The sequence below is a fragment of the Citrobacter sp. XT1-2-2 genome (genome assembly GCF_023516235.1).
GTDB classification, from domain to species: domain Bacteria; phylum Pseudomonadota; class Gammaproteobacteria; order Enterobacterales; family Enterobacteriaceae; genus Citrobacter; species Citrobacter werkmanii.
In genome coordinates this window covers 1,813,249-1,826,002 of record NZ_CP097324.1, presented here as the reverse complement: position 1 = coordinate 1,826,002, position 12,754 = coordinate 1,813,249, and the positions used below count along the sequence as shown (strand labels likewise).

Here is a 12,754-nt window from a genome sequence, read left to right as displayed (position 1 = left end):
CGCGTTTACGCCATATCCGGCCTTTTTTTACCGCCAGGCCGAATTTCCTGCCACCGAGAAACGCCCCGCCCCTAAAAACGCGACAGCCAGCGCGCCGATAAAGAAGTACACCAGACTCTCAATCGCCCATGCGCCGGTTTTGTCCAGTGACCAGGTTTCGCCCATCCCGACCATCAGCCACGCCACCACCATCGTAAAGGCCAGCCCCAACGCCGCCGGACGGGTCAGGATCCCCAGAATAATCAGGCAAGGCGCAACGACCTCCCCCAACAGAACGCCGTAAGCAATAAAGCCCGGAAAACCTTTCGCTACCAGCATGCCGCTGATGCCCTCAATACCGGAGAACAATTTATGTAAGCCATGAAACAGCATCAGCCCGCCGACAGCGATGCGTAACAGAAACTTGCCAAAGTCTTCATGAGTCAGCGTTCGGTTAACTGCATTTAATAGTTTAGTAACCATTTGAATTCATTCCTTGTTTCACCATGCCAGATATCAAACTACGCGTTATCTGCTCGAAATGTAAGCTGCCGAAAATAAGGGGGAAATGAGAAGCATAACTATCATCTTCATCTAAACTTGTAACCGGTATCACATTAAAGGAGATGGAAAACCATGAAACAAACGGTTGCCGCTTTTATTGCTAAAACCCTCGAACAAGCTGGCGTTAAACGCATTTGGGGCGTGACGGGCGACTCATTAAATGGTCTTAGTGACAGTCTTAATCGTATGGGAACGATTGACTGGATGCCGACCCGTCATGAAGAAGTTGCCGCCTTCGCCGCTGGCGCAGAGGCGCAGCTAACCGGCGAACTGGCCGTCTGTGCCGGTTCATGTGGACCAGGGAACCTGCACCTGATCAATGGGCTGTTTGATTGCCACCGCAACCATGTTCCGGTCCTGGCGATTGCCGCACATATCCCTTCCAGTGAGATCGGCAGCGGTTATTTTCAGGAGACCCACCCGCAAGAGTTGTTCCGCGAATGTAGCCACTATTGCGAGCTGGTTTCCAGCCCTGAACAGATCCCGCAGGTACTCGCCATTGCCATGCGTAAAGCCGTATTAAATCGTGGCGTCTCGGTGGTGGTATTACCCGGCGACGTCGCGCTGAAGCCCGCGCCGGAAAGCGCCAGCACGCACTGGTATCATGCGCCGTTACCGGTCGTCACCCCGGAAGAAGAAGAACTCAGAAAACTGGCGCAACTACTGCGTTATTCCAGCAATATCGCCCTGATGTGCGGCAGCGGCTGTGCCGGCGCGCATCAAGAACTGGTTGAGTTTGCGGCAAAAATCAAAGCGCCGATTGTCCACGCCCTGCGGGGTAAAGAACACGTCGAATACGATAACCCGTATGACGTCGGTATGACCGGGCTGATTGGCTTTTCATCCGGATTCCACACCATGATGAATGCCGACACGCTGATCCTGCTCGGCACCCAGTTCCCCTATCGCCCGTTCTATCCGACCGACGCCAAAATTATTCAGATTGATATCAATCCGGCGAGCATCGGCGCGCACAGTAAAGTTGATATGGCGCTGGTGGGCGATATTAAATCCACTCTCCGCGCCCTGCTGCCGTTGGTGGAGGAAAAAACCGAGCGGAAGTTTTTAGACAAAGCGCTGGAGCACTATCGTGAGGCGCGCAAGGGTCTGGATGATTTAGCCAAACCGAGCGATAAAGCCATTCATCCGCAGTATCTGGCGCAGCAGATCAGCCATTTTGCCGCTGACGACGCGATCTTTACCTGCGATGTTGGTACCCCGACGGTTTGGGCTGCACGCTATCTGAAAATGAACGGCAAACGCCGCCTGCTCGGGTCGTTTAACCACGGGTCGATGGCGAACGCCATGCCACAGGCACTCGGCGCCCAAGCGACAGAACCGGGACGCCAGGTCATCGCCATGTGCGGTGACGGCGGTTTTAGCATGCTGATGGGCGATTTTCTGTCGGTTGTCCAGATGAAGCTGCCGGTGAAGATTATCGTCTTCAACAACAGCGTACTGGGATTTGTGGCGATGGAGATGAAGGCTGGCGGTTATCTGACCGACGGCACGGAGCTGCACGACACCAACTTCGCGCGGATTGCCGAAGCCTGCGGCATTACGGGCATTCGTGTGGAGAAATCCTCAGAGGTCGATGAAGCGCTGCAAAGGGCGATGTCGATTGACGGTCCGGTGCTGGTCGACGTGGTGGTGGCGAAAGAAGAGTTAGCCATCCCGCCGCAGATCAAACTCGAACAAGCAAAAGGTTTTAGCCTGTATATGTTGCGCGCAATCATCAGTGGACGCGGTGATGAAGTGATGGAACTGGCGAAAACGAACTGGCTCAGGTAAAACAGAGGGCATTACCTCACTAAAAAAGGAATGCCCGTGATTGACTTACGCAGTGATACCGTAACCCGGCCGAGTCGCGCCATGCTGGAAGAGATGATGGCCGCCCCGGTCGGGGACGACGTATACGGAGATGACCCTACCGTTAACGCTCTCCAGCAATACGCTGCAGAGCTTTCCGGCAAAGAAGCCGCTATTTTCTTACCTACCGGCACTCAGGCGAACCTGGTTGCACTGCTCAGCCACTGCCAGCGTGGTGAAGAGTATATCGCAGGCCAGGGCGCACATAACTATCTCTACGAAGCGGGCGGCGCAGCGGTGCTCGGCAGCATTCAGCCGCAGCCTATCGACGCCGCGCCGGATGGCACCTTACCGCTGGACAAAGTGGCGGCAAAAATCAAAGCGGACGATATCCATTTTGCCCGCACACGCCTGCTTAGTCTGGAAAACACCCACAACGGCAAAGTGCTGCCACGCGAGTATCTGAAAGATGCCTGGGAATTCACTCGTGAGCGCAATCTGGCCCTGCACGTTGATGGCGCGCGTATTTTTAACGCCGTCGTCGCTTACGGCTGTGAGCTGAAAGAGATCGCGCAATACTGCGACTCGTTCACCATTTGTCTCTCTAAAGGTCTGGGAACGCCGGTAGGCTCACTGCTGGTCGGTAGTCACGACTACATTAAACGCGCCATCCGCTGGCGTAAAATGACCGGAGGCGGAATGCGTCAGGCCGGGATTCTGGCAGCGGCCGGACTGTATGCGTTGAAAAATAACGTGGCGCGTTTACAGGAAGACCATGACAACGCGGCCTGGATGGCGGAACAACTGCGCGAAGCAGGCGCAGACGTCATGCGTCACGATACCAACATGCTGTTTGTCCGCGTTGGCGAAGAACACGCTGCTGCGCTGGGCGAGTACATGAAGGCGCAAGGGGTACTGATTAACGCCTCCCCGATTGTACGCCTGGTGATGCATCTGGACGTATCGCGTGAACAACTTGCTGAAGTCGCCGCCCACTGGCGCGCTTTTTTAACTCGCTAAGGAGATAGGCGTGCCGCAACGGATTTTGGTTCTTGGCGCCAGTGGCTACATTGGTCAGCATCTGGTACAGGCGCTCAGTCAGCAAGGGCACCAGGTACTGGCTGCGGCACGCCGGATTGAACGGCTGGAAAAACTGCAACTGGCCAACGTCAGTTGCCACAAAGTCGACTTAATCTGGCCTGATAACCTGACGCCGCTGCTGACGGATGTTGATACGGTTTATTACCTGGTCCATGGCATGGGCGAAGGCGGTGATTTTATCGCTCATGAGCGCCAGGTCGCGATGAACGTGCGTGATGCGCTACGTAGCATCCCCGTCAAACAGCTTATTTTCCTGAGCTCATTACAGGCTCCGCGACATGAACAATCCGATCATCTGCGTGCGCGGCAGATAACCGCAGACATCCTGCGCGAAGCAGGCGTGCCGATGACCGAATTACGGGCAGGCATTATCGTCGGGGCGGGTTCCGCCGCTTTTGAAGTGATGCGCGATATGGTCTACAACCTGCCGGTACTTACGCCTCCGCGCTGGGTACGTTCGCGTACCACGCCCATCGCGCTGGAAAATTTGATGTACTATCTGGTGGCGCTGTTGGACCATCCCACAAGCCATCACCGCGTACTCGAAGCCGCAGGGCCGCAGATATTAAGCTATCAGGAACAGTTCGAGCATTTCATGGCCGTCAGCGGCAAACACCGCTTGTTGATCCCTATCCCGTTTCCGACCAGTTGGATTTCGGTGTGGTTTTTGAATGTTATTACGTCGGTACCGCCCACTACGGCAAAGGCGCTGATACAAGGCTTAAAGCATGACCTGCTGGCCGATGACGCTGAGCTACGCGCGCTGATCCCGCAAAAGCTGATCGCCTTTGATGACGCAGTGCGCAGCACGCTGAAAGAAGAAGAGAAGCTGGTTAACTCCAGCGACTGGGGGTATGACGCTCAGGCATTCGCCCGTTGGCGTCCCGAATATGGCTATTTTGCCAAACAGGCTGGCTTTAGCGTCGACACCTCCGCCAGTCTGAAAGCGCTGTGGCAGGTGGTGAACCGACTCGGCGGGAGAGAGGGCTATTTCTTTGGCAATTTTTTGTGGAAGACGCGCGCCGCGCTGGATCTGCTGGTCGGCCATAAGCTGGCAAAAGGCCGCCCGGAAAACCCGTTGTTGCAGGTTGGCGATGCCGTGGATAGCTGGAAAGTGATCATCGTTGAGCCAGAAAAACAGCTCACACTGCTGTTTGGCATGAAAGCGCCGGGATTAGGCCGTTTAAGCTTTACACTGGAAGATAAAGGCGATCATCGGCGCATCGATGTACGCGCCTGGTGGCATCCGCACGGCATGCCTGGTCTCTTCTACTGGTTGTTGATGATCCCGGCTCATCTGTTCATTTTCAGAGGGATGGCAAAGCGTATCGCCAAACTTGCAGAACAAATCACAGACTAATGACAAAAAGAGACTGTATTCTTTCACGTTTCCCATTGCATACAGGCGTATTTCACGGAAGAATGCGCACGACGTTTTTTAAACACAGTGGATTGATATGAAGGTACTGGTTACCGGAGCCACCAGCGGCTTGGGCCGAAATGCGGTTGAGTTTCTATGCAGCAAAGGCGTCAGCGTCAGAGCCACCGGTCGCAACGAAGCGATGGGCAAGCTGCTGGAGAAAATGGGCGCAGAATTTGTGCATGCGGATTTGACCGAACTGGTCTCTTCGCAGGCAAAGGTCATGCTCGCAGGTATCGACACGCTGTGGCACTGCTCCAGTTTTACCTCGCCGTGGGGAACGCAGGAAGCCTTCGATCTGGCCAACGTTCGTGCTACCCGCCGTCTGGGCGAATGGGCCGTTGCCTGGGGCGTTCGTAACTTTATCCATATCTCCTCTCCGTCACTCTATTTTGACTATCACCATCATCGGGATATCAAAGAGGACTTCCGACCACATCGCTTCGCCAATGAATTCGCCCGCAGTAAAGCGGCTGGTGAAGATGTGATTGCGCTGCTCGCGCAGGCTAACCCGCAGACCCGCTTCACGGTATTGCGTCCACAAAGTCTGTTCGGACCTCACGATAAAGTTTTTATCCCCCGTCTGGCCCACATGATGTACCACTACGGCAGCATCCTGTTGCCGCACGGTGGAAGTGCGTTGGTGGATATGACCTATTATGAGAACGCGGTACACGCAATGTGGCTGGTAAGCCAGGAAGCTTGCGATAACCTGCCGTCAGGCCGCGCATACAACATTACTAACGGCGAGCATCGAACGCTGCGCAGTATCGTGCAGAAGCTGATCGACGAGTTGAATATTGATTGCCGAATCCGCTCGGTGCCCTACCCGATGCTGGACATGATTGCTCGCAGCATGGAGCGTCTGGGCAATAAATCGGCGAAAGAGCCAAAGCTTACGCACTACGGCGTCTCGAAGCTGAATTTTGACTTTACGCTGGATACCACCCGCGCTCAGGAAGAGTTAGGTTACCAGCCCATCGTCACGCTGGATGAAGGGATTGAGCGTACCGCGGCCTGGCTGCGCGACCACGGTAAGCTTCCGCGTTAACCCTGCCCGTATTTCTCCAGCAAGGCCTCCGCAATCGCCTGCGTTTCTGCATCCGCCACGCCGTTCCACAACGTCGGGCGGAAGTGCATCTGGAATGCCATAATCACTCGCTGCTGTTCACGCGGCGTCATTTCGGGTTTCACCTCATAACCATAGCGCGACAGCAGATCGAGTAACGATGCAGTGTCTACCGGTGTAGACGGCGCTCTCCCGTTGAGATAAAACGCCACGCGCTGAGCATCAGGCCATGCGCCGATTCCCTGTGCAGCCAGCTGTTTCCATGGAAACAATGGGCCAGGATCGTCCTTACGCTGCGGTGCGACGTCCGCATGAGCCACCACGTTTTGCGGCTTGATGTCGTAGCGAGCAATAATGTCCTTCGCCAGTGGGATCAACGCCTGAATCTGCGCTGGCTCAAACGGGGCAAAATATTTCGTTCCCGCCGATTTTTGCCAGCCGCGGTTTTCCAGCTCAATGCCAATCGAGGTATCGTTAATCCGCGTCGCGCCGCGCCAGAAGCTAATCCCGGCATGCCAGGCCAGATCGTTTTCCGGCACCAGTTGCCAGATACGCGGCTTGCCGTGATAAAGCGGCGGCACAGCTGGGATCAGATAGTGCGAACTGACGTTTTTATCGGTCAGCGTAGCCAGTGAAGCGTCAAAATCATCGGCCGTGTAATGGATAACCAGCACTTTAATGCGCGGGTAAGCGGCCTGCGCCTGACGGCGGGTATCCAACTGATATCCGTCTTTATCGACAATCCCTTTTTCGCCAGCACAGCCCGCCAGCAGCAGCGTCAATGCCAGCAGCCACAACAGACGCTTCATCGGCGAGTTTTCACCGCAGTACCGCTGACGCTCACCATCAACATGCTGCCATCTTTACCCACGGTTTCGTAATCAATGTCGATACCGACGACCGCATCAGCACCCAGCGCTTTCGCCTGCTCACCCAGCTCCTGAAAAGCAATTTCGCGCGCTTTACGCAACTCTTTTTCATACGCGCCGGAGCGGCCGCCGACAATATCGCGAATGCCGGCGAAGAAATCGCGGAAGATATTCGCGCCTAAAATCGCTTCGCCCGTCACCACACCGCAGTATTCCACGATGCTCTGCCCTTCAAGCGTTGGGGTAGTTGAAAACTGCATGATTAATCTCCTTTTTGCGCTAAGAGCACGATCTCAAAAGCATTATCGAACCGATCCACTATCATTGAAAGGATATATTCTATCAACGTAGAACACTAATAGTAGAAAGCTAATAAGGAAATCATTATGCGCTACTCGAAACTCTCACTGCTGGTTCCATGTGCACTACTTCTCAGCGCCTGTACTACCGTGACTCCGGCCTATAAAGATAACGGCACGCGGAGCGGTGCATGCGTAGAAGGCGGGCCAGACAGCGTGGCTCAACAATTCTATGATTACCGTATTCAGCATCGAAACAATGACATTACCCCCCTTCGTCCATACCTCAGCGACAATCTGGCTAAACTGCTGACCGATGCCAGCCGTGATAACGCGCATCGCGACCTGTTTAACAGCGATCCGTTCTCCAGCCGCTCTACGTTACCGGATAGCGCCAGCGTCGCCAGCGCATCGACTATTCCGAATAGTGATGCACGCAACATTCCGCTGCGCGTAGAGCTGAAACAGGGTGACCAAAGCTGGCGTGACGAAGTGCTGATGATCCGCGAAGGCCAGTGCTGGGTAGTAGACGACGTCCGCTATCTGGGCGGCAGCGTACACGCGCCAGCCGGGACGCTGCGCCAGTCTGTGGAAAACCGCTAGTCGCCCCCACTCACCCGCCCGCATCATAACCCCCATAAATTGTCCGGCATTCTGCATAGAATGCCGACAATTATTCTTGCTCGCTGGTGGCCCCGCTATTTTGTGCTATGTTTAGATAAGAATGCGGTTTGCATTTAACTTTTAACGCATAAATATTGCATAACTATTCTGTCAAAGGTAGTATCTGCGGCTTCAATAGCTATCAGACTGCCAGCATACGAGTGTCAATGAGTATTCAATTAAACGGCATTAACTGCTTCTACGGCGCACATCAGGCGCTGTTCGATATCACGCTGGATTGCCCTCAGGGTGAAACACTGGTGTTACTTGGCCCTAGTGGAGCCGGGAAAAGCTCGCTACTGCGTGTACTCAACCTGCTTGAGATGCCGCGCTCGGGCACGCTCTCTATTGCGGGTAACCGTTTCGACTTCACGAAAACACCGTCAGATAAAGCTATTCGCGATCTGCGCCAGAACGTGGGTATGGTTTTTCAGCAATATAATCTTTGGCCGCACCTCACGGTTGTGCAGAATCTGATTGAAGCGCCCTGCCGTGTGCTCGGTCTGACAAAAGAGCAAGCAATGGCGCGCGCCGAGAAACTGCTCGAACGTCTGCGTCTGAAGCCCTACAGCGATCGTTATCCGTTGCATCTCTCCGGCGGCCAGCAGCAGCGTGTAGCCATTGCCCGCGCATTAATGATGGAACCGCAGGTGCTGCTGTTTGATGAACCGACCGCCGCGCTTGATCCGGAAATTACCGCGCAAATCGTCAGCATCATTCGTGAGCTGGCGGAAACCAACATTACTCAGGTGATCGTCACCCACGAAGTGGAAGTTGCTCGTAAAACGGCCAGTCGTGTGGTGTATATGGAAAACGGTCATATCGTCGAGTTTGGGGATGCGAGCTGCTTTGCTAACCCGCAAACCGAAGCATTTAAAAACTATCTCTCTCACTAAGATTCGGGACAATACAATGAAAAAAGTTCTGATTGCCGCGCTAATCGCAGGTTTTAGCCTTTCCGCTACCGCAGCCCAAACCATTCGTTTCGCTACCGAAGCGTCTTATCCTCCGTTTGAATCTATCGATGCGAATAACAAGATCGTCGGTTTTGACGTTGATCTGGCGAACGCGCTGTGTAAAGAGATCGATGCTACCTGTACGTTTACCAATCAGGCCTTCGACAGCCTGATCCCAAGCCTGAAGTTCCGTCGTTTTGACGCGGTGATGGCCGGTATGGACATCACGCCTGAGCGTGAAAAACAGGTCCTGTTTACCACCCCTTACTACGACAACTCTGCGCTGTTTGTTGGCCAGCAGGGTAAATACACCAGCATTGATCAGCTGAAAGGCAAAAAAGTTGGCGTACAAAACGGGACGACGCACCAGAAATTCATCATGGATAAGCATCCGGAAGTGACCACCGTACCGTATGACAGCTACCAGAATGCCAAGCTCGATCTGCAAAACGGTCGCATTGACGGCGTCTTCGGTGATACCGCAGTGGTAACCGAATGGCTGAAAGACAATCCAAAACTGGCCGCTGTTGGCGACAAAGTGACGGATAAAGATTACTTCGGTACAGGTCTGGGCATCGCGGTGCGTCAGGGCAACACTGAGCTGCAGCAGAAATTTAACGCTGCACTGGAAAAAGTGAAGAAAGATGGGACTTACGAGACCATCTACAACAAATGGTTCCAGAAGTAATATTTGATGAATGAATTTTTTCCGTTAGCAAGCGCCGCCGGGATGACCGTCGGCCTTGCGGTTTGTGCGCTGATCATCGGCCTTGCGCTCGCCATGTTTTTTGCCGTCTGGGAGTCCGTAAAATGGCGTCCAGTGGCATGGGCAGGTTCTGCGCTGGTCACCATTCTGCGCGGGTTACCAGAAATTCTGGTGGTTCTGTTTATCTATTTCGGCTCCTCGCAACTGCTGCTGACGCTGGCCGATGGTTTTACGATTAATCTCGGGTTTGTAGAAATCCCGGTACAGATGCAGATCGAAAACTTCGACGTCAGCCCGTTCCTGTGCGGTGTGATTGCGCTGTCTTTGCTGTACGCCGCCTATGCGTCGCAAACGCTGCGTGGCGCGCTGAAGGCCGTGCCGCTCGGACAATGGGAATCCGGTCAGGCGTTGGGTTTGTCTAAAGCCGCGATCTTCTTTCGTCTGGTGATGCCGCAGATGTGGCGTCACGCTCTGCCGGGGCTGGGTAACCAGTGGCTGGTATTGCTGAAAGATACCGCGCTGGTCAGCCTGATCAGCGTGAACGATTTGATGCTGCAAACCAAAAGCATTGCCACGCGTACCCAGGAGCCATTTACCTGGTACATTGTGGCGGCGGCTATTTACCTGGTGATTACGCTGGTGAGTCAGTACATTCTCAAACGCATTGACCTGCGCGCGACACGTTTTGAGCGGAGACCAGGCTGATGCTTGAGTATTTACCTGAATTGTTGAAAGGGCTGCATACCAGCCTGACGCTGACGGTCGCCTCCATCGTGGTTGCTCTGGTGCTGGCGCTGATTTTTACCGTCATCCTGACGCTAAAAACGCCGGTACTGGTCTGGCTGGTCCGCGCCTATATCACGCTGTTTACCGGTACGCCATTGCTGGTGCAAATCTTCCTGATCTACTACGGGCCAGGACAGTTCCCGACGCTGCAGGAATATCCGGTACTGTGGCATCTGCTCTCCGAACCGTGGCTGTGCGCGTTAATTGCGCTGTCGTTAAACAGTGCGGCTTACACCACGCAGCTGTTCTACGGCGCTATCCGCGCCATCCCGGAAGGCCAGTGGCAGTCATGCGGTGCATTAGGGATGAGCAAAAAGGATACGCTGGCGATTCTGTTGCCATACGCCTTTAAACGCGCCCTCTCCTCGTATTCCAACGAAGTGGTGCTGGTGTTTAAAAGTACCTCACTGGCTTACACTATCACGCTGATGGAAGTCATGGGTTATAGCCAACTGCTGTATGGTCGCACTTATGACGTCATGGTCTTCGGCGCGGCGGGCGTGATTTACCTGATCGTCAACGGTTTGCTGACGCTGATGATGCGCTTAATCGAACGTAAAGCGCTGGCGTTTGAACACCGGAATTAAGCCGATAACTGCATAAAGCGAAAAATAAAAGACGGGCAAGTCTAACAATCGCCCGTCTTTTTTTATATCGATAAAATACTTAATCATTTTTATTGCATATAAATTCATTAAATGGCATTGTTAATTCACGCCGCAGACACGGTAAATCATCATAAGATTGACAGACGGGAGTTCCACCATGAAAAAGTTAGTACTGGCCGCATTACTGGCTACTTTCGCCGCTGGCGCCTCAGCCGCTGATAAAATTAGCTTTGGTGTATCAGCGACTTATCCGCCATTTGAATCGCTGGACGCGAGCAACAAAATTGTCGGTTTTGACATTGACCTGGCAACGGCGCTGTGCAAACAAATGCAGGCGGAATGTACTTTTACCAATCATGCTTTCGACAGCCTGATCCCCGCGCTGAAATTCAAAAAATATGATGCAGTGATTTCCGGAATGGATATCACGCCTGAACGTAGCAAACAGGTTGCGTTCACACAGCCTTACTATGCTAACTCCGCGCTGGTTATTGCCAAGAAAGACGCCTATAAAACCTTTGCCGATCTGAAAGGAAAACGCATCGGTATGGAAAACGGCACCACGCACCAGAAATACCTGCAGGACAAACATCCTGAAGTGAAAACCGTGGCCTATGACAGCTATCAGAATGCGATTATCGACCTGAAAAATGGCCGTATTGATGGCGTATTTGGCGATACCGCCGTCGTTAACGAATGGCTGAAAACTAACCCGCAGTTAGGCGTGGCTACCGACAAAGTGACCGACCCACAATACTTCGGTACCGGTCTTGGCATTGCGGTTCGCCCGGACAACAAAGCCCTACTGGAAAAACTGAATAACGCACTGGCCGCCATCAAAGCGGACGGCACCTACCAAAAAATCAGCGATCAGTGGTTCCCGCAGTAATTTCCGCTCAATCTGAAAAGCCGCAACCGCGGCTTTTTTTATCTCTTCGCCTGCGCTTTCAGTCAGTTCTTACGCCAGAAATGCATTCATGGCATACACTAATTAAAACGATAAAGAATGAGGCATAAGGATGATAGCGTTTCCTGCCAGCTTGCTGATCCTCAATGGAAAAAGTGCTGATAATCTCCCTCTGCGTGAAACTATTGCGCAACTTCGCGATGAGGGCGTGGAAATTCATGTACGCGTCACCTGGGAAAAAGGCGACGCTCAACGTTACGTGGATGAAGCGCGTCGATTAGGCGTTGCAACAGTGATTGCCGGCGGCGGCGATGGCACGATCAACGAAGTCTCGACAGCGCTAATCCAGTCGCAGGGCGGCAATGTTCCCGCCCTGGGTATTTTACCGTTGGGAACGGCGAATGACTTTGCCACCAGCGTGGGTATTCCTGAAGCATTGGATAAAGCGTTAAAACTGGCTATCGCCGGAAATGCGACAGAGATCGATATGGTGCAGGTCAATGATAAAACCTGTTTTATCAATATGGCGACCGGCGGCTTCGGCACACGCATCACCACCGAAACGCCAGAAAAACTCAAAGCCGCGCTGGGCGGCGTATCGTATTTTATTCACGGTTTAATGCGCATGGATACGCTCAAACCCGACGTCTGCGACATCCGTGGAGAAGACTTTCACTGGCAGGGCAAAGCGCTGGTGATTGGGATTGGTAATGGCCGCCAGGCCGGTGGTGGACAACAGCTTTGCCCGACGGCGCTGATTAACGACGGATTGCTGCAACTGCGCATTTTTACCGGCGAGGAGTTGCTGCCCGGGCTGCTTTCAGCGTTAACGCAATCCGAAGACAACCCTAATATCATTGATGGCGCTTCATCGTGGTTTGATATCCGCGCCCCACACGAAATTACCTTTAATCTTGATGGCGAACCGCTCAGCGGACAGGAGTTTCATATTGAAATCCTGCCCGCGGCGCTACGTTGCAGATTGCCGCCGGGTTGCCCGTTGTTGCGCTAACAAAAC

General features: G+C 53.5%; 14 protein-coding genes. 11 read left to right on the top strand and 3 right to left on the bottom strand.

The genetic code is table 11. The annotated features are described in order from the left end of the window. Positions 1–27 precede the first annotated feature (27 nt). Positions 28–462: a DoxX family protein gene (locus M4I31_RS08555; RefSeq protein ID WP_085047904.1), complete on the bottom strand. Its 435-nt coding sequence runs from the start codon at positions 460–462 to the stop codon at positions 28–30. 153 nt (positions 463–615) lie between these two features. On the opposite strand from M4I31_RS08555, the gene poxB reads away from it, so the two are divergent. From poxB to M4I31_RS08535, 4 genes are all read left to right on the top strand, one after another. Next, positions 616–2,334 (top strand): ubiquinone-dependent pyruvate dehydrogenase, encoded by a 1,719-nt coding sequence (gene poxB / locus M4I31_RS08550; protein ID WP_042307401.1) that lies wholly within the window; start codon positions 616–618, stop codon positions 2,332–2,334. A 36-nt stretch (positions 2,335–2,370) separates the two neighbouring features. Next, positions 2,371–3,372: a low-specificity L-threonine aldolase gene (gene ltaE / locus M4I31_RS08545; RefSeq protein ID WP_085047903.1), complete on the top strand. Its 1,002-nt coding sequence runs from the start codon at positions 2,371–2,373 to the stop codon at positions 3,370–3,372. Positions 3,373–3,382: 10 nt separating this feature from the next. Continuing rightward, positions 3,383–4,813 (top strand): SDR family oxidoreductase, encoded by a 1,431-nt coding sequence (locus tag M4I31_RS08540; protein ID WP_085047902.1) that lies wholly within the window; start codon positions 3,383–3,385, stop codon positions 4,811–4,813. 97 nt (positions 4,814–4,910) lie between these two features. Beyond that, positions 4,911–5,924: an NAD(P)-dependent oxidoreductase gene (locus M4I31_RS08535; RefSeq protein ID WP_038641874.1), complete on the top strand. Its 1,014-nt coding sequence runs from the start codon at positions 4,911–4,913 to the stop codon at positions 5,922–5,924. Here the strand turns inward: M4I31_RS08535 and M4I31_RS08530 are convergent. Next, a complete protein-coding gene (locus M4I31_RS08530; protein ID WP_085047901.1) occupies positions 5,921–6,751 on the bottom strand; it encodes an N-acetylmuramoyl-L-alanine amidase in 831 nt (276 codons plus the stop codon). The two genes, M4I31_RS08535 and M4I31_RS08530, sit on opposite strands and share 4 nt — an antisense overlap. Beyond that, positions 6,748–7,071: a heavy metal-binding domain-containing protein gene (locus M4I31_RS08525; RefSeq protein WP_001160725.1), complete on the bottom strand. Its 324-nt coding sequence runs from the start codon at positions 7,069–7,071 to the stop codon at positions 6,748–6,750. The genes M4I31_RS08530 and M4I31_RS08525 overlap by 4 nt, the downstream gene beginning before the upstream one ends. A gap of 126 nt (positions 7,072–7,197) precedes the next feature. Here M4I31_RS08525 and M4I31_RS08520 point away from each other — a divergent pair, with 126 nt between their 5' ends. The 7 genes from M4I31_RS08520 (at position 7,198) to yegS (ending at position 12,748) form a co-directional block, all read left to right on the top strand. After that, positions 7,198–7,713 carry a lipoprotein gene (locus tag M4I31_RS08520; protein ID WP_038641886.1) on the top strand — a complete coding sequence of 172 codons (516 nt, stop codon included), beginning with the start codon at positions 7,198–7,200 and terminating at the stop codon, positions 7,711–7,713. Between the two features lie 227 nt (positions 7,714–7,940). After that, positions 7,941–8,669 carry an arginine ABC transporter ATP-binding protein ArtP gene (artP, locus tag M4I31_RS08515; protein ID WP_003027295.1) on the top strand — a complete coding sequence of 243 codons (729 nt, stop codon included), beginning with the start codon at positions 7,941–7,943 and terminating at the stop codon, positions 8,667–8,669. 16 nt (positions 8,670–8,685) lie between these two features. After that, a complete protein-coding gene (artI, locus tag M4I31_RS08510; protein ID WP_003027298.1) occupies positions 8,686–9,417 on the top strand; it encodes an arginine ABC transporter substrate-binding protein ArtI in 732 nt (243 codons plus the stop codon). A 6-nt stretch (positions 9,418–9,423) separates the two neighbouring features. Continuing rightward, positions 9,424–10,140 (top strand): arginine ABC transporter permease ArtQ, encoded by a 717-nt coding sequence (gene artQ / locus M4I31_RS08505; protein WP_038641891.1) that lies wholly within the window; start codon positions 9,424–9,426, stop codon positions 10,138–10,140. After that, entirely contained in the window at positions 10,140–10,808 is a 669-nt protein-coding gene (gene artM / locus M4I31_RS08500; RefSeq protein WP_003844364.1) for an arginine ABC transporter permease ArtM, read from the top strand. The genes artQ and artM overlap by 1 nt, the downstream gene beginning before the upstream one ends. 178 nt (positions 10,809–10,986) lie before the next feature. Next, positions 10,987–11,718, top strand: a complete 732-nt coding sequence (gene artJ, locus M4I31_RS08495; protein WP_061382043.1) for an arginine ABC transporter substrate-binding protein ArtJ — start codon at positions 10,987–10,989, stop codon at positions 11,716–11,718. 130 nt (positions 11,719–11,848) lie between these two features. Beyond that, positions 11,849–12,748 (top strand): lipid kinase YegS, encoded by a 900-nt coding sequence (gene yegS / locus M4I31_RS08490; RefSeq protein ID WP_038641896.1) that lies wholly within the window; start codon positions 11,849–11,851, stop codon positions 12,746–12,748. Positions 12,749–12,754 lie beyond the last annotated feature (6 nt).

What these genes read in the sequence shown, in the direction of transcription:
- M4I31_RS08530 (WP_085047901.1), bottom strand. Translation starts at nt 6,751, where the DNA reads ATGAAGCGTCTGTTGTGGCTGCTGGCATTGACGCTGCTGCTGGCGGGC.
- M4I31_RS08555 (WP_085047904.1), bottom strand. Translation starts at nt 462, where the DNA reads ATGGTTACTAAACTATTAAATGCAGTTAACCGAACGCTGACTCATGAA.
- M4I31_RS08520 (WP_038641886.1), top strand. Translation starts at nt 7,198, where the DNA reads ATGCGCTACTCGAAACTCTCACTGCTGGTTCCATGTGCACTACTTCTC.
- artM (WP_003844364.1), top strand. Translation starts at nt 10,140, where the DNA reads ATGCTTGAGTATTTACCTGAATTGTTGAAAGGGCTGCATACCAGCCTG.
- artP (WP_003027295.1), top strand. Translation starts at nt 7,941, where the DNA reads ATGAGTATTCAATTAAACGGCATTAACTGCTTCTACGGCGCACATCAG.
- artJ (WP_061382043.1), top strand. Translation starts at nt 10,987, where the DNA reads ATGAAAAAGTTAGTACTGGCCGCATTACTGGCTACTTTCGCCGCTGGC.
- poxB (WP_042307401.1), top strand. Translation starts at nt 616, where the DNA reads ATGAAACAAACGGTTGCCGCTTTTATTGCTAAAACCCTCGAACAAGCT.
- M4I31_RS08535 (WP_038641874.1), top strand. Translation starts at nt 4,911, where the DNA reads ATGAAGGTACTGGTTACCGGAGCCACCAGCGGCTTGGGCCGAAATGCG.
- artI (WP_003027298.1), top strand. Translation starts at nt 8,686, where the DNA reads ATGAAAAAAGTTCTGATTGCCGCGCTAATCGCAGGTTTTAGCCTTTCC.
- yegS (WP_038641896.1), top strand. Translation starts at nt 11,849, where the DNA reads ATGATAGCGTTTCCTGCCAGCTTGCTGATCCTCAATGGAAAAAGTGCT.
- artQ (WP_038641891.1), top strand. Translation starts at nt 9,424, where the DNA reads ATGAATGAATTTTTTCCGTTAGCAAGCGCCGCCGGGATGACCGTCGGC.
- M4I31_RS08525 (WP_001160725.1), bottom strand. Translation starts at nt 7,071, where the DNA reads ATGCAGTTTTCAACTACCCCAACGCTTGAAGGGCAGAGCATCGTGGAA.